The following is a 23211-nucleotide window of genomic DNA, read 5'->3' as shown; positions in this document are numbered from 1 at the left end:
GGGGGATGGATACCCTAAGCGCGTACCGAAGTACGACAAGTGAACCGTTTTTACGGCGAACAATATACGGACACTAATTACATGTTAACCACGGCGAAAACTGAAGCTTATTAGCTTAAGGGATCATAATGCAGAACGGCGCGATGAAGGCCTGGCTGGATTCCTCCTATTTGGCGGGTGCGAATCAGTCCTACATAGAGCAACTCTATGAAGATTTTTTAACCGATCCTGACTCGATCGAACATAGCTGGCGCTCTATCTTCCAGCAATTGCCTACGAGTGGGGTCAAACCGGATCAACTCCATTCCAAAACGCGTGAATATTTCCGCCGTCTGGCGAAAGACTCTTCGCGCTTTACCTCGTCAGTCACCGATCCCGATATTGATGCTAAGCAGGTCAAGGTATTGCAACTGATCAATGCGTTCCGCTTCCGTGGACATCAGCAAGCTAACCTTGACCCGATCTTCCTGCGCCCGCAGGAACCTGTTGCAGAATTGGATCTGGATTACCACAACCTGACGCAGGATGATCTGCAGGAATCCTTCAATGTGGGGTCTTTTGCCATCGGCAAAGACACCATGAAACTGGAAGATCTGTATGACGCGCTGAAACGCACCTATTGCGGTTCTATCGGTGCAGAATATATGCACATGACCAGTACGGAAGAGAAACGCTGGATCCAGCAGCGTATCGAATCGGTAATGGGGCAGCCGTCATTTTCTCTTGAAGAAAAACGCCGTTTCCTGAAAGAGTTAACCGCAGCCGAAGGGCTGGAGCGTTATCTGGGGGCCAAATATCCTGGTGCTAAGCGTTTCTCGCTGGAAGGCGGTGATGCACTGGTTCCGATGCTGAAAGAGCTGATTCGCCATGCGGGTGCAAACGGTACTCGCGAAGTGGTATTGGGGATGGCACACCGTGGCCGCCTCAACGTGCTGATCAACGTGTTGGGAAAAAAATCTCAGGATCTGTTTGACGAGTTTGCTGGTAAGCATAAAGAACACCTCGGTACCGGTGACGTGAAATATCACCAGGGTTTCTCGTCTGAATTCGAGACGGCTGGCGGTCTGGTGCATTTGGCGCTGGCGTTCAACCCATCGCACCTCGAAATCGTCAGCCCGGTAGTAACAGGGTCTGTACGTGCGCGTCTCGATCGTCTGAATAGCCAGAGCGGTCCGCGTGTTTTACCTATCACCATTCACGGTGATGCGGCAATCAGCGGTCAGGGCGTGGTGCAGGAGCTATTGAACATGTCGACGGTGCGTGGCTACGAAGTTGGCGGCACACTGCGTATTGTGATCAACAACCGTATCGGCTTCACCACCTCTAACCCGCTGGACATTCGCTCAACCGAATACTGTACCGATATCGGCAAGATGGTGCAGGCGCCGATTTTCCACGTTAATGCAGACGACCCGGAAGCGGTGGCGTTTGTTACGCGTCTGGCGCTGGATTTCCGTAATGAGTTTAAGCGTGATGTGTTCATCGATCTGATTTGTTATCGCCGTCATGGTCATAACGAAGCTGACGAGCCAAGTGCAACGCAGCCGATGATGTACCAGAAGATCAAGAAACACCCGACGCCGCGTAAGGTATACGCCGATCGTCTGGAGCAGGAAAAATCCATTACGCTGGAAGATGCCACCGAAATGGTCAACCTGTACCGCGATGCGCTGGATGCGGGTGAATGCGTGGTGGAAGAATGGCGTCAGATGGATATGCAGTCCTTTACCTGGACGCCGTATCTGAACCATGAGTGGGATGAGCCTTATCCGCATGCAACGGAAATGAAACGCTTGCAGGAATTGGCGAAGCGTATCAGTGAAGTGCCGGAAGGGATTGAAATCCATCCTCGTGTTGCCAAAGTTTATGCTGACCGTGCCGAAATGGCGGCGGGCAACAAACCGTTTGACTGGGGCGGGGCAGAAACGCTGGCCTACGCCACGCTGGTCGATGAAGGCATTCCGATTCGTCTGTCTGGTGAGGACAGCGGTCGCGGTACCTTCTTCCATCGTCATGCTGTCGTGCATAACCAGAAAAATGGTTCCAGCTACACGCCGTTGAACCACGTGCATAACGGACAGGGCGAGTTTAACGTCTGGGACTCCGTATTGTCTGAAGAGGCGATTTTGGCGTTTGAATACGGCTATGCGACCGCAGAACCGCGCACCCTGACTATCTGGGAAGCGCAGTTTGGTGACTTCGCCAACGGTGCGCAGGTCGTTATCGACCAGTTCATCAGCTCCGGTGAGCAGAAGTGGGGTCGTATGTGTGGTCTGGTCATGCTGCTGCCGCACGGTTACGAAGGTCAAGGCCCTGAGCACTCGTCTGCCAGACTGGAACGCTACCTGCAGTTGTGCGCTGAGCAAAATATGCAGGTCTGTATTCCGTCAACGCCAGCGCAGGTTTATCACATGCTTCGTCGTCAGGCGCTGCGCGGTATGCGCCGTCCGCTGGTGGTCATGTCACCGAAATCTCTGCTGCGTCATCCGCTGGCGATCTCTTCACTGGATGAACTGGCAAATGGTTCCTTCCAGCCGGCGATTGGTGAAGTAGAAGAATTAGATCCGGCAGCCGTGAAGCGTGTCGTGCTTTGTTCCGGTAAGGTCTACTATGATTTGGTAGAACAGCGCCGCAAGAACGAGCAAAAGAATGTCGCGATCGTCCGTATCGAACAGCTTTATCCGTTCCCGCATCAGGCCGTTCAAGCTGCGCTGGAATCGTTTGCCCATGTTCACGATTTCGTGTGGTGTCAGGAAGAGCCGCTGAATCAGGGAGCCTGGTATTGCAGTCAGCACCATTTCCGTGAAGTGATTCCGTTTGGGGCTTCTTTACGTTACGCAGGACGCCCGGCGTCTGCATCACCCGCCGTTGGCTATATGTCCGTACACCAGAAACAACAGCAAGATCTGGTTGATGACGCGCTGAACGTTGATTAAATAAAAGGATAGATAATGAGTAGCGTAGATATTCATGTACCCGACCTGCCTGAATCCGTCGCTGACGCCACCGTTGCGACCTGGCATAAAAAGCCAGGCGATAGCGTTCAGCGCGATGAAGTACTGGTTGAAATTGAAACTGACAAAGTTGTGTTGGAAGTGCCTGCCTCTGAAGCGGGCATTCTGGATGCCGTGCTGGAAGAAGAAGGCGCGACCGTAACGTCTCGCCAGTTACTGGGCCGTATCCGCCGTGGCGATAGCTCCGGTAAAGAAACCAGCGAGAAATCACAGAGCAAAGAATCAACACCAGCACAGCGCCATACGGCTGGGCTGGAAGAAGAGAACAGCGATGCGCTTAGCCCGGCAATCCGCCGTCTGATTGCAGAGCACGATCTCGATGCCTCTGCTATCAAAGGCAGCGGCGTCGGCGGTCGAATTACCCGTGAAGACGTGGATAAGCATTTGGCTACCCAGAAGAAGGAGCCTGCTAAAGCGGCTAAGTCCGAGGCTCCGGCGGCTGCTCCACTACCTGCTCTGGGCGCGCGCAGCGAAAAACGCGTACCGATGACGCGTCTGCGTAAGCGGGTTGCAGAACGTCTGCTGGAAGCGAAAAACAGCACGGCAATGTTGACGACGTTCAACGAAATCAACATGCAGCCAATCATGGATCTGCGCAAGCAGTACGGCGACGCATTTGAGAAGCGTCACGGTGTGCGTCTGGGCTTCATGTCCTTCTACATCAAAGCGGTGGTCGAAGCGCTGAAGCGTTATCCAGAAGTGAATGCGTCTATTGATGGCGAAGATGTAGTGTATCACAACTACTTCGATGTCAGCATCGCGGTGTCTACCCCGCGTGGTCTGGTTACGCCAGTCCTGCGTGATGTGGATGCGCTGGGCATGGCCGACATCGAGAAGCGCATCAAAGAGCTTGCCGTAAAAGGCCGTGACGGCAAACTGACGGTTGAAGAACTGCTGGGCGGTAATTTCACCATTACCAACGGCGGCGTCTTTGGCTCTCTGATGTCTACCCCAATCATCAACCCACCGCAGAGTGCGATTTTGGGTATGCACGCCATTAAAGATCGTCCGATGGCGGTTGATGGTCAGGTTGTTATTCTGCCGATGATGTATCTGGCGCTGTCTTACGATCACCGTTTGGTCGACGGCCGTGAGTCCGTTGGCTTCTTGGTGACGGTGAAAGAGATGCTGGAAGATCCAGCGCGTCTGCTGTTAGACGTTTAGTCCGACAGATAGGCTCTCGGGCGGATAACCCTGACGGTTTCCGCCCGAAACGATATACCAGATTATGTGCTATGCAGGCCGTTTCTTTTCAACGGCGTTATCCAAATATATCAGAGAGTTAATGGCGCTTTTCTCTACCGAAAGATTCGGTGATGAAAAACCGTCTGCCGACTTATCTCCAAACCTAAATGGATAGAACATCATGAATTTACACGAGTATCAGGCAAAACAACTCTTTGCTCGATATGGTTTACCGGCACCGACCGGCTATGCCTGTAGCACACCGCGTGAAGCGGAAGAAGCCGCGTCTAAAATTGGTGCGGGTCCGTGGGTCGTAAAATGTCAGGTTCACGCAGGCGGTCGCGGTAAAGCGGGCGGCGTTAAAGTCGTCAGCAATAAAGAAGATATCCGCGCCTTTGCTGAAAACTGGCTGGGTAAAAAACTCGTTACTTATCAAACTGACGCACAGGGTCAGCCGGTTCATCAGATCCTGGTTGAAGCTGCAACGGATATCGACAAAGAGCTTTATCTGGGCGCAGTTGTTGACCGTGGCACGCGTCGTGTGGTGTTCATGGCGTCCACCGAAGGTGGCGTAGAAATTGAAAAAGTGGCAGAAGAAACGCCGGAACTGATTCATAAAGCGGCGATCGATCCACTGGTCGGCCCACAGCCTTATCAGGGCCGTGAACTGGCCTTCAAACTGGGTCTGAGCGGTAAGCAAGTGGCTCAGTTCACCAAAATCTTTATGGGGCTGGCGACGCTGTTCCTTGAGCGCGATCTGGCTCTGGTAGAAATCAACCCGCTGGTTATCACCAAGCAGGGCGATCTGATCTGTTTGGATGGCAAGCTGGGTGCGGATGGCAATGCCTTGTTCCGTCAGCCTGAGCTGCGTGAAATGCGCGACCCAAGTCAGGAAGATTCCCGTGAAGCCCATGCGGCGCAGTGGGAACTAAACTACGTCGCACTGGACGGCAACATTGGCTGTATGGTCAATGGTGCGGGTCTGGCGATGGGCACGATGGACATCGTTAAGCTGCACGGCGGTGCTCCTGCTAACTTCCTTGATGTAGGTGGCGGCGCGACGAAAGAACGTGTGACTGAAGCGTTCAAAATCATTCTGTCTGACGACAAGGTAAAAGCCGTTTTTGTTAACATCTTTGGTGGCATCGTACGTTGCGATTTGATCGCTGATGGCATCATCGGCGCCGTAGCCGAAGTGGGCGTTAACGTACCGGTTGTTGTACGTCTTGAAGGAAACAATGCGGAACTGGGTGCCAAGAAACTGGCGGATAGCGGCCTGAATATTATTGCCGCGACCAGCCTGACGGGTGCTGCTCAGCAGGTTGTTGCAGCTGTGGAGGGTAAATAATGTCCATTCTGATTAATAAAAATACCAAAGTTATCTGTCAGGGTTTTACCGGTAGTCAGGGGACATTCCACTCTGAGCAAGCACTTGCTTACGGTACGCAAATGGTTGGCGGTGTGACGCCGGGTAAAGGCGGCACGGAACATCTGGGTCTGCCCGTATTTAATACGGTGCGTGAAGCAGTAGAAGCGACGGGCGCAACGGCATCGGTTATCTACGTTCCCGCTCCGTTCTGTAAAGACTCCATTCTGGAAGCGATTGACGCAGGTATTGAGCTGATCATCTGTATCACCGAAGGTATCCCGACGCTGGATATGCTGACGGTGAAAGTGAAACTTGATCAGAGCGGCGTGCGGATGATCGGTCCGAACTGCCCAGGTGTGATCACGCCGGGCGAATGTAAAATCGGTATCATGCCGGGCCATATTCACCTGCCGGGTAAAGTGGGTATCGTTTCTCGTTCCGGTACGCTGACGTATGAAGCGGTGAAGCAAACGACCGATGCGGGTCTGGGTCAGTCAAGCTGTGTGGGTATCGGCGGCGACCCGATCCCAGGTTCTAACTTCATCGATATTCTGAAGCTGTTTGAGCAGGATCCGCAGACGGAAGCCATCGTGATGATCGGTGAAATCGGCGGTACGGCGGAAGAAGAAGCGGCTGCTTACATTAAAGAGCACGTGACGAAGCCGGTTGTCGGCTACATCGCGGGTGTGACGGCACCGAAAGGTAAGCGCATGGGCCACGCTGGCGCCATCATCGCGGGTGGTAAAGGTACTGCTGACGATAAATTCGCAGCGTTAGAAGCAGCGGGTGTTAAAACCGTTCGCAGCCTAGCGGATATCGGCGATGCAGTAAAAGCAATATTATCGCGTTAATCGATTAGCCGATTAAATATACCAGCCACCTTCGGGTGGCTTTTTTGGTAATGGCGCCAATGAGTAGAACGTATATTTTTCGATGAAGGCTCCAATGACTTTTTCGTGGATCTCTATTGAGCGCGAGAAGCAAATTGTTCTGCGAGCCAGCCTCTTGATTCGGGTACGGAGAGTCAGGTTGTTACGCTCAATGCGCAGCGTAAAGATTTTACCCGTCAGATGCTTATCTTTCGGTACGTAATTTGCGCTTTGACACCGAGCTTACGGGCTTCATAGGTATAAGTGAGCAGGAACACGCGGTAGCAATCGCGGCAGCGAAACCGATCACGGCCTTTAGGGTTCTGCCCATGTCGGTAAATCTGAGCAGACTGACAACGGGGACAATAAACAGTAACGCTGGCCATAAGAAAACCTCAAAAGCGAGCAGTACACATCAATTCAACTAATTGGAGTCATTACTCTGTTTAGCAAGAAATATTGCACGGTTGCCAGCAATAAAAATAAAAATTCGACATAAAATAGAAGATGAGAAAAGCATGTGAATAATCGATTACTGAAAGTAAAAATTATATTGCTGAATTAATTTCAATTAAACCGAAAAGCAACATTGCATTAACAATGAGTGCAATAAAGAAATTAATGCAACGCACTAATCACGAGAGAAGCATTAAATTGTTTTAGATCAAAAAACGCCTCTGGATATAATTTCTGAAATAGGCTTAAATTGCGCGAGGTCAATTATCGCCTTTCGTGTCTTTTAGTTGGAAAGTTGATTTGAAGCCAAAAACCTAGTCTGGGTCACGTAAAAACCTATTTATTATAGGGGATTACAGGCGTAATATACGGCTACCTCCCTATGGGGTACGCAATTTGTAATACTTGTGATTTATCTTGAGCTTGCTGCTGGGGGGTTGCGGTGTGACTGCCCTGATGAACGGTATTCCTAACGTTCATTACAGCTTGTATTAAAGCAATTCTTGTTGTGTTCTTTTGGGTGTAATGGCCGGATGTTTGGCAGCTTGTCAGCGTTTGCAAGCTAATCCCTTCCTGCGAGGAGCAAGGAGTCAAAATGTTTGATGTAGTCGAACTGTCACGTTTACAGTTTGCCTTAACCGCAATGTACCATTTTCTATTCGTACCATTAACGCTCGGGATGGCGTTTTTGCTGGCGATTATGGAAACGGTATATGTGCTGTCCGGCAAACAAATCTATAAAGATATGACCAAATTCTGGGGCAAGTTATTCGCAATTAACTTCGCTCTGGGGGTCGCTACTGGATTGACCATGGAGTTTCAATTCGGGACTAACTGGTCATACTTCTCTCACTACGTCGGGGATATTTTCGGCGCGCCGTTAGCGATTGAAGGCCTGATGGCGTTCTTCCTGGAATCGACCTTTGTTGGCTTGTTCTTCTTCGGTTGGGACCGTTTAGGAAAGGTGCAGCATATGGCTGTGACCTGGCTGGTCGCGCTGGGCTCTAACTTCTCCGCTCTGTGGATTCTGGTTGCCAATGGCTGGATGCAGAACCCCATCGCTTCGGATTTCAACTTCGAAACCATGCGTATGGAAATGGTAAGTTTCGCCGATCTGGTACTGAATCCAGTTGCTCAGGTGAAATTCGTTCACACGGTAGCGGCAGGTTACTGTACGGGTGCGATGTTCATTCTGGGTGTCAGTTCTTACTATCTGCTGAAAGGCCGTGACATTGCGTTTGCCAAGCGTTCATTCGCTATCGCAGCAAGTTTCGGTATGGCTTCTGTCCTGTCCGTTATTGTACTGGGTGATGAATCTGGTTATGAAATGGGTGACGTACAGAAAACCAAACTGGCAGCGATTGAAGCCGAATGGGAAACACAACCTGCTCCGGCATCCTTTACGCTGATCGGCATCCCGAATCAGGATACGATGGAAAATAACTATGACATCAAGATTCCTTATGCCTTGGGAATCATTGCCACGCGTTCTACTGATAAAGAAGTTACCGGTCTGAAAGAACTGCTGGCGATGCATGAAGTGCGTATTCGCAATGGTATGAAGGCCTACCAGTTGCTGGAAGAATTACGTGCGGGCAATACTGACCCAGCGGTAAAAGAAGCGTTCGAACAGTCTAAGCAAGATCTGGGCTATGGCCTGTTGCTGAAACGCTATACGCCAAAAGTCTCTGATGCGACAGAAACGCAGATTCAACAGGCGGTTAAAGATTCTATCCCACGTGTTGCACCGCTGTATTTTTCTTTCCGTATCATGGTGGGCTGCGGCATTCTGATGCTGTTGATCATCGGCCTGTCTTTCTGGACCGTTCTGCGCAACAAGATCGGCCAAAAACGTTGGCTGCTCCGTACGGCGTTGTACGGTATTCCGCTGCCCTGGATTGCTGTCGAAGCCGGCTGGTTTGTGGCTGAATATGGCCGTCAGCCTTGGGCTATTGGTGAGATCCTGCCGACAGCCGTTGCGACGTCATCACTGACTGCAGGGGATATTCTGTTCTCCATGGGGCTGATCTGTGGTCTGTATACGCTCTTCCTGGTTGCAGAAATGTATCTGATGTTCAAATTCGCACGTCTTGGGCCGAGCAGCCTGAAAACAGGACGCTACCATTTTGAACAACCTATAGCGGCTGCGCAGGAAGCACGGTAAACAGGAGTCCACTATGTTTGAATATGAAGTCTTACGTTTTATCTGGTGGCTGTTGATCGGTATTTTACTGATTGGCTTCGCTATCACCGATGGTTTTGACATGGGCGTGGGTATTCTGGTGCGTCTGATGGGACGTGGTGATACCGAGCGTCGCGTCATGATTAACAGTATTGCGCCGCACTGGGACGGTAATCAGGTCTGGCTGATCACTGCGGGTGGTGCCCTGTTTGCTGCTTGGCCGATGGTTTATGCCGCCGCGTTTTCTGGTTTCTACATTGCCATGATTCTGGTGCTAGCCTCACTGTTCTTCCGTCCTGTGGGCTTCGATTACCGTTCAAAAATCGAAGATCCGCGCTGGCGTGGTATGTGGGACTGGGGCATCTTCATCGGTAGCTTTGTCCCACCGGTAGTGATTGGTGTGGCATTTGGTAACCTGTTGCAGGGCGTGCCGTTCCACGTTGATGAATATCTGCGTCTGTACTACACCGGAAACTTCTTCCAACTGCTGAACCCGTTTGGCCTGTTGGCTGGTGTGGTTAGCCTGACGATGATCCTGACTCAGGGTGCAACCTATCTGATGATGCGGACCACGGGCGACCTGCACGTGCGTTCCAAATCTGCCGCGCAGATTTCCGCGTTGGTGATGATGGTGACGTTTGCTCTGGCTGGCGTATGGGTCGTTTACGGTATTGATGGTTATGTGGTGACGTCTGCGATTAATACCGCAGCTGAATCTAACCCGCTGCGTAAAGAGGTCGTTCAGCAAGCAGGTGCCTGGATGATCAACTTCAATAATCATCCGATATTGTGGGCTATCCCCGCGTTGGGTGTGGTGTTGCCGCTGCTGACGACCCTCATGGCGCGCGCAGAGAAAGGGGCATGGGCATTCCTGTTCTCCTCTCTGACTATCGCTTGTGTGATTCTGACCGCAGGGATCGCGATGTTCCCGTTCATCATGCCGTCAGTGACTGTGCCTAACGTTAGCTTGACATTATGGGATGCAACATCGAGCCTGCTGACGCTGAAAGTCATGACCGTGGTTGCGATGATTTTCGTTCCAATCGTGCTGTCTTATACCGCATGGTGCTATTACAAGATGTTCGGTCGTATTACCAAAGAGCAGATTGAGCAAAACACTCACTCTATGTACTAAGTAAGGAGCTTAATTTATGTGGTATTTTGCCTGGATACTCGGAACGCTTCTTGCTTGCTCACTGGGGATCGTCACGGCCCTGGCTATTGAGCAGAGTGAGGCAACTGAAGAAGATAAGCAATGAGTGATCTGGTCGATAAATTTTATCGCCTGATGGATAAGAGCCCGATAAGGGCTCTTTCCTTTATCGTAGCGTTGCTGCTGGCTGGTTGTGTGTTCTGGGATCCGACGCGCTTTGCGGCGCGAACTAGCGAACTCTCTGTTTGGCAGGGGCTGCTGCTGATTTGGGCCGTTTGTGCTGGCGTTGTTCATGGCGTTGGTTTCCGTCCACATCGCCTGCTCTGGCGCGTGTTTTTCGCCCCACTTCCCGCCTTTGTGATCCTGTGCGCAGGATTGTACTATTTCTTCGGTTAAAATAGCCCCCTATTCCATTTAGTTATGGGTTGCTTGCAGCCCATAATTATTTTCTTTCCGTTGCCACAATCCATTCCAAACCTGATTCCTCTTGCGTATAGTAGCGAGGTTTAATGCATTACTGGGATGTAGAGTGAGTAATTCGTTGTTTCGCTGGCCAGTTCGAGTCTACTTTGAAGACACTGATGCAGGTGGCGTTGTCTACCATGCACGCTATGTTGCCTTTTATGAAAGGGCAAGGACTGAGGCGTTGCGTGAGCGCAACTTTCACCAGCAAGTTTTGCTAAGTGAGCATATCGCGTTTGCTGTTCGTCGGATGACGGTGGAGTATCTTGCTCCTGCGCGCCTCGACGACATGCTGGAAGTGCAAAGTGAGATTATCTCGATGCGCGGTGCTTCTCTGACTTTCGCACAGCGTATTCTCAATGCTCATGGCATCCTGCTAAGCCATGCTGAAGTTTTGATCGCATGCATCGATCCACATCAAATGAAGCCAATTGCGCTTCCTAAGTCTATTGTCGCGGAGTTCAAGCAGTGACTGACATGAACGTTTTTGATTTGTTCCTGAAGGCAAGCCTTCTGGTCAAACTAATCATGCTGATTTTAATCTGTTTTTCTATCGCTTCTTGGGCGATCATTATTCAACGTACCCGAATTCTGAACTCGGCGACGCGTGAGGCTGAGGCGTTCGAGGACAAATTTTGGTCTGGTATCGAACTGTCGCGCCTCTATCAGGAAAGTCAGACTCGCCGCGATAGCCTGACGGGCACTGAACAAATCTTCCATTCAGGTTTCAAAGAATTTGCACGGTTGCATCGTGTCAACAGTCATGCGCCCGAAGCTGTGGTGGAAGGGGCGTCTCGTGCAATGCGCATTTCAATGAACCGTGAATTGGAAACGCTGGAAACACACATTCCATTTTTGGGCACCGTGGGTTCTATCAGTCCGTATATCGGTCTGTTCGGTACTGTTTGGGGAATTATGCACGCTTTCATCGCGCTGGGCGCAGTGAAGCAGGCAACCTTACAAATGGTTGCCCCTGGTATTGCCGAAGCCTTGATTGCAACTGCAATAGGGTTGTTTGCAGCTATTCCTGCGGTTATGGCGTATAACCGCCTTAACCAGCGGGTGGGCAAACTGGAGCAGAACTACGACAACTTTACAGAAGAGTTCATCGCGATCCTGCACCGTCAGGCGTTCTCCAGCGACAACAGCAAGTAATCAGGGGGGAGCATGGCACGAGTACGCAGAGGTCGTCGTGAGCTGAAATCCGAGATCAACATTGTTCCGCTACTGGATGTGTTGTTGGTGCTGTTGCTGATTTTTATGGCGACAGCGCCGATTATTACTCAGAGCGTTGAGGTGGATCTGCCTGATGCGACCGACTCAAAAACGGTTTCCAGCAACGATAATCCGCCCGTGATCGTAGAGGTTTCGGGCATAGGACAATATAGCCTGGTGATTGAACAAAACCGTATGGAGCAACTCCCAGCAGAACAGGTGGTTGCTGAAGCGCAATCACGACTGTTAGCTAATCCAAAGACGGTCTTTTTAATTGGTGGCGCGAAGGATGTTCCTTATGATGAGATCATTAAAGCGTTGAATTTGTTGCATCAGGCTGGCGTAAAATCCGTTGGTTTGATGACGCAACCGATTTAAATGAGCGTATTACGGTAATGATCGTTAAGCCTATTTCTGGCAACACTGTTTTTGGGAATCGCTTGTGTTAAAGGCAAACCAACAAAACGATAAGCTGAAACGTGCCGTGATCATCTCGGCTGTTTTGCACATCATACTGATTGCTTTGCTGCTCTGGAGTTCGTCGACGCAAACGATGGATGCCAGCGGGGGCGGCGGAGGCTCGTCAATTGATGCTGTAATGGTCGATCCGAGCGCAGTGGTGGAGCAATATAACCGCCAACAGCAGCAGCAGACCGATGCGAAACGTTCTGAACAGCTGCGTCAGAAGCAAGCTGAACGGCAGGCCGAAGAACTCCAGCAGAAGCAAGTGGCTGAACAGCAGCGGCTGAAAGAGTTGGAAAAAGAGCGTCTGCAAGCGCAGGAAGAGGCGAAAAAGCAGGCTCAGGAACAGGCTGAACAGCGTAAGCAGTCTGAAGCGGCGGCTCAGCAGGCAAAAGAACAGCAGAAGCAAGCCGAAGCTGCAGCTGCAAAAGCTAAGGCTGAAGCTGAACAGCAGGCGAAAGCGGCGGCAGACGCTAAAAAGAAAGCGGAAGACGAAGCGAAGAAACAGGCCGCTGCAGCTGCTGCGGCTAAGAAGCAGGCAGAAGAAGAGGCTAAAGAAAAAGCTGCTGAAGCTGCTAAGCAGAAGGCAGCAGAAACCGCTAAAGCGGAAGCTGCAAAGGTAGCCGCAGAGGCTGAACAAGCTAAACAAAAAGCAGCAGCCGAGGCGGCTAAGCAAAAAGCCGACGCTGAAGCAGCGAAGAAAGCAGAAGCCGCTGCAGCAGCTAAGAAAGCCGCTGATGATAAAAAGAAAGCGGCCGCAGAAGCGGCTAAGCAGGAAAGCGCCGTTGATGATTTGCTGGGTGGGCTGGCTTCATCGAAAAATGCGCCGAAGTCTGGTGGTGGTGCGCCTGCGGGCACAGGTAACAATAAGAAGAGCGGTGCATCAGGTGCAGCGCTTGATAGCTATGGTAGTCAGGTGCGTTCAGCCATTCAGAGCAAGTTTTATGACTGGCAGCTCTACAAAGGACGTACCTGTACGTTACGGATTAAGCTGGCGCCAGATGGTCTGCTGATTGATGTCACTGCTGAAGGCGGCGATCCGGCGTTATGCCAGGCGGCTATCGCGGCTGCCAAACAGGCTAGAATACCGAAGCCACCCAGTACGGATGTTTATGAGGCTTTTAAAAATGCGCCAATAGACTTTAAACCGCAGTAACCGGGCTGTTTACCCATAGGTTTAAGATTATTACGATGGTAAATAAACCAGGTTATGTTGTTTTGTTGACATTGGTTTGTTTTTGTTAAAATTCTGCTAATTTATCGTAGACTTCGCGTCTGGATAAGGGAGATGAGATGAAGCAAGTACTGAAAATTGCAGTAAGCTTTTTAATGCTGTGGGCAGCGGCGCTGCACGCGGAAGTACGTATTGAGATTACCCAAGGGGTAGACTCTGCACGTCCTATCGGTGTTGTTCCGTTCAAATGGGCTGGTCCGGGCGCTGCGCCTGAAGACGTAGGCGGCATCGTGGGTGCTGACTTGCGTAACAGCGGAAAATTCAACCCGATCGATGCAAACCGTATGCCTCAGCAACCTGCAACGGCATCTGAAGTGACGCCAGCAGCATGGACGGCATTGGGCATTGATGCGGTTGTGGTTGGTCAGGTTCAACCAAGTGCTGATGGCAGCTATCTGGTTTCTTACCAACTCGTCGATACTTCGGGTAACCCAGGCAACGTATTGGCGCAGAATCAGTTCAAAGTGACCAAGCAGTGGTTGCGCTATGCGGCGCACACAGCCAGTGATGAAGTGTTTGAGAAACTGAGTGGTATCAAAGGGGCGTTCCGTACCCGTATCGCTTACGTCGTTCAGACTAACGGTGGTCAGTTCCCTTATGAACTGCGCGTTGCGGATTATGACGGCTACAACCAATTTGTGGTTCACCGCTCACCACAGCCGCTGATGTCTCCGGCCTGGTCCGCAGATGGCAGCAAGCTCGCCTATGTAACGTTTGAAAGTGGCCGTTCTGCGTTGGTTATTCAGACGCTGGCAAATGGTGCAATCCGTCAGGTTGCTTCCTTCCCGCGTCACAACGGTGCGCCTTCTTTCTCTCCTGATGGCAGCAAGTTAGCGTTCGCACTGTCTAAGAGCGGTAGCTTGAATCTGTATGTGATGAACCTGGGATCGGGGCAAATCAGCCAGGTGACCGATGGTCGCAGCAATAACACGGAACCAACCTGGTTCCCAGACAGCCAGACCTTGGCCTATACTTCAGACCAGGCTGGTCGTCCGCAGGTTTATAAAGTGAATGCTAACGGCGGCGCGCCACAGCGTCTGACCTGGGAAGGTTCTCAGAATCAGGACTCAGATGTGAGCGCCGACGGGAAATTTTTGGTAACGGTGAGCTCGAATGGTGGAGCTCAGCATATTTCCAAACTGGATCTGGTAACGGGTGCCGTACAAGTATTGACGGACACGTTCCTAGACGAAACGCCAAGTATCGCACCGAATGGCACGATGGTGATCTACAGTTCCAAACAAGGGCTGGGTTCAGTGCTACAGTTGGTTTCGACAGATGGGCGTTTCAAAGCGCGTCTTCCGGCTACTGATGGACAGGTTAAATTCCCTGCCTGGTCGCCGTATCTATAAGTACAGATATGTACAATAAACTCGTCAAAGGACATAAGAAATGCAATTCAATAAAGTGCTGAAAGGCCTGATGTTGGCTCTGCCGGTACTGGCAGTGGCCGCTTGTAGCTCCAACAAGAACGCAGACAATGACCAATCTTCCATGGGTGCAGGCAACAACGGCATGATGGACGGTGGCAACATGTCTTCTTCTGAGCAAGCTCGTTTGCAGATGCAAGAATTACAGCGCAACAACATCGTTTACTTCGGTCTGGACAAGTACGATGTGAGCTCTGAATTCGCTCAGATGCTGGACGCACACGCTGCATTCCTGCGTAGCAACCCGTCTTATAAAGTGACTATCGAAGGTCATGCGGACGAACGCGGTACGCCAGAATACAACATCGCTCTGGGTGAGCGTCGTGCCAACGCGGTACAAATGTACCTGCAAGGTAAAGGCGTTTCTTCCGATCAGATCTCTATCGTTTCTTACGGTAAAGAGAAACCAGCTGTTCTCGGTCATGACGAAGCGGCTTATGCCAAAAACCGTCGTGCCGTTCTGGTATATTAAGAGAATCGCATGAGCAGTAACTTCAGACATCACCTGTTGGGTCTGTCGTTACTGGTTGGCGTAGCGGTCCCTTGGGCCGCTACTGCCCAAGCGCCAATCAGTAATGTCGGCTCAGGCTCGGTCGAAGATCGCGTCACTCAATTGGAGCGTATTTCTAACGCTCACAGTCAGCTTTTAACCCAACTTCAACAGCAGGTCTCTGATAATCAGCGTGATATTGACAGCCTCCGTGGGCAGATTCAGGAAAGTCAGTATCAGTTGAATCAGGTTGTTGAACGACAGAAACAGATCTATCAGCAGATTGATGGATTAAGTTCGCAATCATCTTCTACACCGACGACAGACGGTGCACCTGCCGCTGCGGCGGGTACTGATACTGGTGCTGCCAATACGGCGGCACCAGCCAGTACGGGTGATGCGAATACAGATTACAATGCCGCAGTCGCCCTCGTGATGGAGAAAAAACAGTACGATCAGGCTATCAGCGCATTTCAGGCATTCGTCAAAAAGTACCCAGATTCAACGTATCAACCTAATGCTAACTATTGGCTTGGTCAGTTGAATTACAACAAGGGGAAAAAGGACGATGCGGCGTACTATTTCGCCAATGTAGTCAAAAATTATCCCAAGTCACCAAAAAGCTCCGAGGCGTTGCTGAAGGTTGGGGTGATCATGCAGGAAAAAGGTCAGGTTGATAAAGCCAAGGCCGTTTACCAGCAAGTTGTAAAAATGTACCCCAATACGGAAAGTGCAAAGCAGGCACAAAAACGTTTATCTGCATCGTAACCCCGTCTTAATTGGCACAAAAATTGCGCATCATGAGCGGTTTTTGTGCCTAAACGTCTTAAGAGTAAGCAATCAAACAGTTTTTTAAGAAAATAGGTTGCGCCGAAAATTTAAATCAGTAATATGTGCCGCCGTTGCCAAGGCAAATAGCAAAACGCTAAAGCAGCATGAAATTGGGTCGTTAGCTCAGTCGGTAGAGCAGTTGACTTTTAATCAATTGGTCGCAGGTTCGAATCCTGCACGACCCACCAATTTCAAGTTCAGTTATAACAGCATTAAGTATCAAAGTAGTTCCGCATTGCGGGTCGTTAGCTCAGTCGGTAGAGCAGTTGACTTTTAATCAATTGGTCGCAGGTTCGAATCCTGCACGACCCACCATATCCTAGCAATTCAATTCAACATTATACAATCGCTATTCCTCTCGTTATTCACATACCAAGTATCTTGACTTTAATCAATTGTTCGCAGGTTCGAGCCGAGCGAAACGAGACAGCAACGCGTTAGCGTTGACCCCGAAGGGGCGAGGCCGGAGGCCGAGTTATCCTGCACGACCCACCACTTCGGCAGTAGATTTCCTTCCTCGAATAAATTCATTTTAAATTATATATCGCACGTGTTGTGTAGGTGAGATAAAGCCCATCATCATTTCCTACTCATTAATACTTTGCGGTATATTAGGTCTTTGTCCCTCTCAATGGACTATACAACCCGTCAGGAACTGTTTTCTAATCCTATCGAGCAGGGATGGAGTCATTGCCACAGGGAAGCGCGTATTGCCCTGTTTAGGAAGATATATGATTGGTCCGTTGATTAATGGCGCCGCTATCTTGATTGGTAGTGGTCTGGGTATTACTTTGCGTCGTTTTATCCCTCAGCGTTTGCAAGATGGCCTTCCGCCAGCATTTGCGATGGTGTCGATTGCAATGGGGGTGACGCTGGTTGTGAAAGTCCAGCAACTGCCTGCGGTGGCGCTGGCTATTGTGATTGGCGTTGCGTTAGGTGAGCTGCTACGTATGGAATCCGGCGTGCAGTGGGCTGGCATGATGATTCAGAAAGGATTAAACCGCGTGCTGCCTGCACAGGAACACCGCTTACCGCAGGATGTTTACACTCAGAATTTTACCGCGTTAATCGTCCTGTTTTGTGCCAGCGGAACCGGTGTGGTTGGGGCGTTGACGGAAGGACTCACTGGTGATTATCAACTGCTGATCATCAAATCTGCTTTGGATATTTTCACAGCGCTGATTTTTTCCATCACGCTTGGCCTTGCCGTGATGTCGATTGCGATACCGCAGGTTATTATCCAGACGCTGCTATTCTTCTCCGCCAAATTGATTATGCCCTTTATGACTGAGATCACTATGGGTGATTTTTCTGCCTGTGGAGGAATTATCATGATTGCTGTAGGACTAAGGATCGCGCAGATCAAATCATTTGCGGTGGTTAACTTCCTGCCTGCGTTGGTTCTGGTTATTCCTGTCTCTCTGTACTGGCATCGCTTCTTCGCCTAAAGCGCTGCGTCTGATTAGCGGCTGACGATCGAAGGCAAGTCGCCGCTAAATTTTGTGTCATTTCCTGATCGGTAAACGTGTGGTGGTAAAGGCATAGCTAATTGCTCTGTCACTTCTGGTTTAGTGTCCACGTTTATGACGGTCAGGGTATCGCGATATAGTCTGATATAGAGGCTGGCCACGCCATTTCTCTCTTTGCCCCTCTTCTACGTCTCTTTTCTACGAGTCATGCAATGTACGCATTTACCCTACTATTTTAAGCATAATAAACAGAATGGCGGGTTTTATGGAAAAAATACCGCGACTTTAGGGCAGGATTTCGGTATTTTGTTTAGGATAAAAAACGTCGATACTGATCATTAATGAGTATCTGGTGTTACAACCCGAGTTGTCATCGTGGAAATTTATAATGAGTATCCTTTTTGATAGCAATGAGACCATTTATCCCTTTCCGCCGAAGCCCAGACCTTTATCGGCTGATGCAAAACAGCACTATCGTAGCAGGATAAAAACGCTGCTGCGGGAAAGAAATGCCGTCATGGTCGCGCACTACTATACCGATCCTGAAATTCAGGCGCTGGCGGAAGAAACCGGCGGCTGCGTAGCGGATTCGCTGGAAATGGCACGCTTCGGCAGCACCCATTCGGCATCGACGCTGCTGGTCGCGGGTGTCCGCTTTATGGGAGAGACCGCCAAGATACTCAACCCGGAAAAGACGATTCTGATGCCTACGCTGGAAGCAGAATGCTCGCTCGATCTCGGTTGTCCCGTCGATGAGTTCAGCCGTTTTTGCGATGCACACCCAGACCGAACGGTGGTGGTGTATGCCAATACCTCCGCGGCAGTGAAAGCACGTGCGGATTGGGTGGTGACATCCAGCATCGCGGTGGAACTGATCGAGCATCTAGATAGCTTGGGAGAAAAGATTATCTGGGCACCGGACCGCCATCTGGGAAGCTATGTACAAAAGCAGACAGGGGCGGATGTACTGTGTTGGCAGGGCGCGTGCATTGTGCACGACGAATTTAAAACGCAGGCGCTGCAGCGCATGAAGATTCTGTACCCGGATGCAGCAATTCTAGTCCATCCGGAATCGCCACAGAGCGTGGTAGAGATGGCTGACGCCGTTGGGTCAACCAGCCAACTGATTCAGGCGGCGAAAACGCTGCCGCAGCGCGAACTGATTGTGGCGACCGATCGCGGCATTTTCTACAAGATGCAGCAGGCCTGCCCAGAGAAAACGTTGCTGGAAGCGCCCACCGCGGGCGAAGGGGCAACCTGCCGCAGCTGCGCCCACTGCCCGTGGATGGCGATGAACGGGCTTGAGGCGATTGCTAACGGCCTGGAGCAAGGCGGTGACGCTCATGAGATTCATATTGATGCAGCCCTGCGAGAAGGTGCGTTAATCCCGCTGAATCGCATGCTGGATTTTGCGGCTTCGCTAAAATTGCGTGTGAAAGGGAATGCCTGACGGAGATCTTGGGCATCTTGATAGCGTTTTTTTACAATAATTGAGACAGGGTGGTGAGATGGACTTTTTAAGTACCAGCAATATTTTAATTCATATCCCTTTGGGGGAAGGGGGATATGCGCTTTCCTGGATTGAGGCGATTGGGACTCTGTTTGGCCTGCTGTGTATCTGGTTCGCGAGTCAGGAAAAAACTATCAACTATCTGTTTGGATTGATTAACGTCACGTTGTTTGCCGTGATCTTTTTCCAGATTCAGCTTTACGCCAGCCTGTTGCTGCAAATCTTCTTTTTTGTTGCCAACATTTATGGCTGGTATGCCTGGACGCGCAAGACAGATTCGCAGGAAGTGGAGTTACGCATCCGCTGGCTACCGGTGCAGAAACTCATTGGCTGGTCGGTAGCGTGCGTTGTCGCGATTGGCTTGATGACATTCTACATTGACGCGGTGTTTGCCGTGCTGACGCGTATTGCCGTTTCTGGTATGCAGGGGCTGGGGTTGTCTGTGCAGATGCCGACTCTCCAGCCAGATGCGTTCCCATTCTGGGATTCCACCATGATGGTGCTGTCGATTGTGGCGATGATCCTGATGACGCGCAAATACGTCGAAAACTGGCTGCTGTGGGTGGTGATTGATGTGATAAGCGTGGTGATTTTTGCTTATCAGGGCGTCTACGCGATGGCGGTAGAATACGCGATTCTGACGCTGATTGCCCTGAACGGCTCTTGGCTGTGGATTAAGAGCGCGCAGGAGAATCGCGTCAGCGCGGTTTCACACGGCGTGTAGTCCAAACTTAATGCTTGTGGTGGTGACCTTCTGCATCATGGCTTTCATGATAATGACTTTCCTGATAGTGGAAAGTGCAGTGGTCATCATCACAGCGTTGATATTCCATCTGAACCGTCGCGTGTTCAATCTGGTAATGCTTCAGTAAATATTCCTGAATCCGCCTTAACAACGCATCGTGATCGTGAGGGGGAACTACCTGTGCATGCAGCGTCATCATCGGTTTTTCGCCAACCTGCCATAAGTGAACGTGATGGATGTTTCTGACTTCGGGAATATTCAGCGTCAGATCTTTCTGTAGAACCTCAACGCTAAGTTGTCCGGGCGTACCTTCCAGCAACTCATGAATACTCTCTTTCAATAACGCCCACGCACTACGCAGCACCAGACACGACACTAAAATGGAGAGAATCGGGTCGATAGGCGTCCAGTTGGTATAAAGAATGATAATGGCTGCGGCAATCGCACCAACGGATCCGAGCAGATCGCCCAGCACATGCAGGGCTGCCGCGCGGACGTTAATATTTTTCTCTTCACTGCCGTGGTGTAACAGCCAAAATGCCACGATATTTGCCACCAAACCGGCAACGGCGACAAGCAGCATAGGCACGCCCGCAACGGGCTGGGGATCATAGAAGCGCTGAACGGCTTCCCAGAAGATGAAGGCGGTAATCAGTATCAGCGTCAGCGCGTTCACAAAGGCGGCGAGGGTCGTGAGTCGCAAATAGCCAAAGGTATGGCGCGCATTGGGCTTACGCTGTGCAAAACGTACGGCGACAAGCGCGACGAACAGCGCGGCGGCGTCCGTCAACATATGGCCTGCATCCGCCAGCAGGGCGAGGGAGCCGGACAGCAGGCCGCCAATGACTTCTGCCACCATAAACGTGGCGGTAATGATAAACGCGGCCAGCAGACGTTTACTGTTACCTGATTCTGTGTGGCTGTGGTTATGTGCCATAGATCACCCTGAGTTGCGGTTTTATCCTACTTTACTGAAACCCACAGAGAAAACCTATTCTGTGGTTCACCCGATCTGTCCGTTGCGCTATTTTCTGGTGAAAATAGGACGGATGCGGCATCTGAGAGCATTTGATCGCGTAAATCCCGCTGATTTCAGCGCCCTGACAACACCAGCTTGACATATAATAATCAATCTTCAATATGAAACATCCCGTTTCTCAGGCGACCCGTATAGGCGGGATGGCGCGTATTGGATGGGGCTAACATACCGTTTCGGAACCGATGGATTTATTTATGAATTACCAAAATGATGATTTAAGAATTAAAGAGATTAATGAACTTTTGCCGCCGGTTGCTTTGCTAGAAAAGTTTCCAGCCACGGAGAAGGCAGCGGAAACGGTATCGTTCGCGCGTACTGCCATCCATAAAATTCTTAACGGCAATGACGACCGCCTGCTGGTGGTCATTGGTCCTTGCTCGATCCACGATACGAAAGCAGCAAAAGAGTATGCCGCACGTTTGCTGACGCTGCGTAACGAGCTGAGCGACGATCTGGAAGTGGTTATGCGGGTTTATTTTGAAAAACCACGCACTACGATTGGCTGGAAAGGGCTGATCAACGATCCACACATGGACAACAGCTTCCAGATCAATGACGGCTTGCGCATTGCACGCCAGCTGCTGCTGGAAATTAACGACATCGGTTTACCGGCTGCGGGTGAATTTCTGGATATGATCACCCCGCAATACATGGCGGATTTGATGAGCTGGGGCGCTATCGGCGCACGTACGACGGAATCTCAGGTACACCGTGAACTGGCATCTGGCCTGTCATGCCCTGTCGGCTTTAAAAACGGCACCGACGGTACGATCAAAGTCGCAATTGATGCGATCAACGCCGCCAGTGCACCACACTGCTTCCTGTCTGTGACCAAATGGGGCCACTCGGCTATCGTGAACACCAGCGGTAACAACGATTGCCACATCATTCTGCGTGGCGGAAAAACGCCGAACTACAGCGCTGAGCATGTGAAAGACGTGAAAATTGGTCTGGAAAAAGCGGGTCTGACGCCGCAGGTTATGATCGATTTCAGCCATGCGAACAGCAGCAAGCAGTTCAAAAAGCAGATGGAAGTTTGTACTGATGTTTGTGGGCAGGTTGCACAGGGTGAAAAAGCGATTATGGGCGTGATGGTGGAAAGCCATCTGGTCGAAGGCAACCAGAATCTGGAAAGCGGTGAACCGCTGGTTTATGGCCGCAGCGTGACCGATGCCTGCATTGGCTGGGAAGATACAGAATCCCTGCTGCGTCAACTGGCTTCTGCGGTACGTGAACGTCGTAGCAAGTAACATCGAATGGCAATTTCATAAAAAAACCCGGCACAGGCCGGGTTTTTGTCATTCAGGGGAAAATTACTTCGCTTTACCCTGATTCGCTACTGCGGCAGCTTTTGCAGCGATTTCGTCTGCGTTGCCCAGGTAGTAACGTTTGATCGGCTTGAAGTTCTCGTCGAATTCATAAACCAACGGCACGCCAGTTGGGATATTCAGTTCCAGAATTTCGTCTTCGCCCAGGTTGTCCAGGTATTTCACCAGCGCACGCAGTGAGTTACCGTGAGCCGCAACGATCACACGCTCACCGCTTTTGACGCGTGGCAGGATGGTTTCGTTCCAGTAAGGCACAACACGTTCGATGGTCAGCGCCAGGCTTTCAGTCAGCGGCAGCTCTTTGTCGCTCAGAGCAGCGTAACGTGGGTCGTGACCCGGGAAACGTTCGTCATCACGCGTCAACTCTGGAGGCGTAATCGCAAAACCACGACGCCATTGTTTAACCTGCTCGTCACCGTATTTCTCAGCGGTTTCGGCTTTGTTCAGACCTTGCAGCGCACCGTAGTGGCGCTCATTCAGTTTCCAGGATTTCTCAACTGGCAACCAGGCTTGATCCAGCTCGTCCAGTACATTCCACAGTGTATGAATGGCACGTTTCAGCACGGAGGTATAAGCGAAATCAAAGGCAAAACCTTCGTCTTTCAGCAGCTGACCTGCGGCTTTGGCTTCTGAACGGCCTTTGTCGGATAGATCGACATCGTACCAGCCTGTGAAGCGGTTTTCGTTGTTCCACTGGCTCTCACCGTGTCTTACCAGTACCAGCTTAGTTACAGCCATAGCTAAACTCCTTCCTATCCTAAGATTTCT

Annotated in this window: 21 protein-coding genes, 2 tRNA genes, 1 other RNA gene and 1 pseudogene; 22 read left to right on the top strand and 3 right to left on the bottom strand. The window is 50.8% G+C overall.

What is annotated here, in order from left to right; genetic code table 11:
• The first annotated feature begins 128 nt into the window (after positions 1-128).
• The 4 genes from sucA (at position 129) to sucD (ending at position 6419) form a co-directional block, all read left to right on the top strand.
• Positions 129-2936 carry a 2-oxoglutarate dehydrogenase E1 component gene (sucA, locus tag IG609_RS14025; RefSeq protein ID WP_193400127.1) on the top strand — a complete coding sequence of 936 codons (2808 nt, stop codon included), beginning with the start codon at positions 129-131 and terminating at the stop codon, positions 2934-2936.
• Between the two features lie 15 nt (positions 2937-2951).
• Positions 2952-4178 (top strand): 2-oxoglutarate dehydrogenase complex dihydrolipoyllysine-residue succinyltransferase, encoded by a 1227-nt coding sequence (gene odhB / locus IG609_RS14020; protein ID WP_193400129.1) that lies wholly within the window; start codon positions 2952-2954, stop codon positions 4176-4178.
• A gap of 202 nt (positions 4179-4380) precedes the next feature.
• Positions 4381-5547, top strand: coding sequence for an ADP-forming succinate--CoA ligase subunit beta (gene sucC, locus IG609_RS14015; protein ID WP_193398824.1), 1167 nt, complete (start codon positions 4381-4383; stop codon positions 5545-5547).
• Positions 5547-6419 carry a succinate--CoA ligase subunit alpha gene (sucD, locus tag IG609_RS14010; RefSeq protein WP_010285005.1) on the top strand — a complete coding sequence of 291 codons (873 nt, stop codon included), beginning with the start codon at positions 5547-5549 and terminating at the stop codon, positions 6417-6419. Before sucC ends, sucD begins: the two co-directional genes overlap by 1 nt.
• 12 nt (positions 6420-6431) lie before the next feature.
• On the opposite strand, the pseudogene IG609_RS14005 reads toward sucD, so the two are convergent.
• Positions 6432-6823, bottom strand: a pseudogene (locus IG609_RS14005) (IS1 family transposase).
• Between the two features lie 665 nt (positions 6824-7488).
• Here IG609_RS14005 and cydA point away from each other — a divergent pair.
• From cydA to pnuC, 17 genes are all read left to right on the top strand, one after another.
• A complete protein-coding gene (cydA, locus tag IG609_RS14000) occupies positions 7489-9057 on the top strand; it encodes a cytochrome ubiquinol oxidase subunit I (RefSeq protein WP_102116654.1) in 1569 nt (522 codons plus the stop codon).
• Positions 9058-9070: 13 nt separating this feature from the next.
• Positions 9071-10210, top strand: coding sequence for a cytochrome d ubiquinol oxidase subunit II (gene cydB / locus IG609_RS13995; protein ID WP_193398825.1), 1140 nt, complete (start codon positions 9071-9073; stop codon positions 10208-10210).
• A gap of 16 nt (positions 10211-10226) precedes the next feature.
• On the top strand, positions 10227-10334 hold the full coding sequence (gene cydX, locus IG609_RS13990) for a cytochrome bd-I oxidase subunit CydX (RefSeq protein ID WP_193398826.1): 108 nt from the start codon (positions 10227-10229) through the stop codon (positions 10332-10334).
• On the top strand, positions 10331-10624 hold the full coding sequence (gene ybgE / locus IG609_RS13985) for a cyd operon protein YbgE (RefSeq protein ID WP_193398827.1): 294 nt from the start codon (positions 10331-10333) through the stop codon (positions 10622-10624). The genes cydX and ybgE overlap by 4 nt, the downstream gene beginning before the upstream one ends.
• Before the next feature lie 133 nt (positions 10625-10757).
• Complete coding sequence (ybgC, locus tag IG609_RS13980; RefSeq protein ID WP_193398828.1) at positions 10758-11162, top strand: tol-pal system-associated acyl-CoA thioesterase; 405 nt, start codon at positions 10758-10760, stop codon at positions 11160-11162.
• A complete protein-coding gene (tolQ, locus tag IG609_RS13975) occupies positions 11159-11845 on the top strand; it encodes a Tol-Pal system protein TolQ (RefSeq protein ID WP_193398829.1) in 687 nt (228 codons plus the stop codon). The genes ybgC and tolQ overlap by 4 nt, the downstream gene beginning before the upstream one ends.
• 12 nt (positions 11846-11857) lie before the next feature.
• Positions 11858-12283: a colicin uptake protein TolR gene (gene tolR / locus IG609_RS13970; protein ID WP_193398830.1), complete on the top strand. Its 426-nt coding sequence runs from the start codon at positions 11858-11860 to the stop codon at positions 12281-12283.
• A 64-nt stretch (positions 12284-12347) separates the two neighbouring features.
• Positions 12348-13523, top strand: coding sequence for a cell envelope integrity protein TolA (tolA, locus tag IG609_RS13965; RefSeq protein WP_193398831.1), 1176 nt, complete (start codon positions 12348-12350; stop codon positions 13521-13523).
• A 137-nt stretch (positions 13524-13660) separates the two neighbouring features.
• A complete protein-coding gene (gene tolB, locus IG609_RS13960; RefSeq protein ID WP_102116646.1) occupies positions 13661-14953 on the top strand; it encodes a Tol-Pal system beta propeller repeat protein TolB in 1293 nt (430 codons plus the stop codon).
• Between the two features lie 40 nt (positions 14954-14993).
• Positions 14994-15503 carry a peptidoglycan-associated lipoprotein Pal gene (gene pal, locus IG609_RS13955; RefSeq protein ID WP_010299226.1) on the top strand — a complete coding sequence of 170 codons (510 nt, stop codon included), beginning with the start codon at positions 14994-14996 and terminating at the stop codon, positions 15501-15503.
• 9 nt (positions 15504-15512) lie between these two features.
• Positions 15513-16289 carry a cell division protein CpoB gene (gene cpoB / locus IG609_RS13950; RefSeq protein ID WP_193398832.1) on the top strand — a complete coding sequence of 259 codons (777 nt, stop codon included), beginning with the start codon at positions 15513-15515 and terminating at the stop codon, positions 16287-16289.
• Between the two features lie 175 nt (positions 16290-16464).
• Positions 16465-16540 (top strand) — tRNA-Lys (locus IG609_RS13945).
• A 51-nt stretch (positions 16541-16591) separates the two neighbouring features.
• Positions 16592-16667 (top strand) — tRNA-Lys (locus IG609_RS13940).
• Positions 16668-16712: 45 nt separating this feature from the next.
• A non-coding RNA gene (locus IG609_RS13935) (RtT sRNA) lies at positions 16713-16847 on the top strand.
• A 236-nt stretch (positions 16848-17083) separates the two neighbouring features.
• Complete coding sequence (locus IG609_RS13930) at positions 17084-17800, top strand: DUF554 domain-containing protein (RefSeq protein ID WP_193398833.1); 717 nt, start codon at positions 17084-17086, stop codon at positions 17798-17800.
• A 409-nt stretch (positions 17801-18209) separates the two neighbouring features.
• Complete coding sequence (gene nadA, locus IG609_RS13925; protein WP_193400131.1) at positions 18210-19271, top strand: quinolinate synthase NadA; 1062 nt, start codon at positions 18210-18212, stop codon at positions 19269-19271.
• A gap of 58 nt (positions 19272-19329) precedes the next feature.
• Complete coding sequence (pnuC, locus tag IG609_RS13920; RefSeq protein ID WP_193400133.1) at positions 19330-20055, top strand: nicotinamide riboside transporter PnuC; 726 nt, start codon at positions 19330-19332, stop codon at positions 20053-20055.
• A gap of 7 nt (positions 20056-20062) precedes the next feature.
• Here pnuC and zitB read toward each other — a convergent pair whose 3' ends face one another.
• Positions 20063-21013, bottom strand: a complete 951-nt coding sequence (zitB, locus tag IG609_RS13915) for a CDF family zinc transporter ZitB (protein WP_193400135.1) — start codon at positions 21011-21013, stop codon at positions 20063-20065.
• A gap of 296 nt (positions 21014-21309) precedes the next feature.
• On the opposite strand from zitB, the gene aroG reads away from it, so the two are divergent.
• Positions 21310-22365 (top strand): 3-deoxy-7-phosphoheptulonate synthase AroG, encoded by a 1056-nt coding sequence (gene aroG, locus IG609_RS13910; RefSeq protein ID WP_138255846.1) that lies wholly within the window; start codon positions 21310-21312, stop codon positions 22363-22365.
• A gap of 63 nt (positions 22366-22428) precedes the next feature.
• Here aroG and gpmA read toward each other — a convergent pair whose 3' ends face one another.
• A complete protein-coding gene (gene gpmA, locus IG609_RS13905) occupies positions 22429-23181 on the bottom strand; it encodes a 2,3-diphosphoglycerate-dependent phosphoglycerate mutase (RefSeq protein WP_010302707.1) in 753 nt (250 codons plus the stop codon).
• Positions 23182-23211 lie beyond the last annotated feature (30 nt).

Origin of the sequence: Pectobacterium quasiaquaticum (assembly GCF_014946775.2) — a bacterium.
Lineage (GTDB): Bacteria > Pseudomonadota > Gammaproteobacteria > Enterobacterales > Enterobacteriaceae > Pectobacterium > Pectobacterium aquaticum.
The sequence above is the reverse complement of the archived record's forward strand: the minus strand, read 5'-3'. Positions and strand labels throughout refer to the sequence as shown.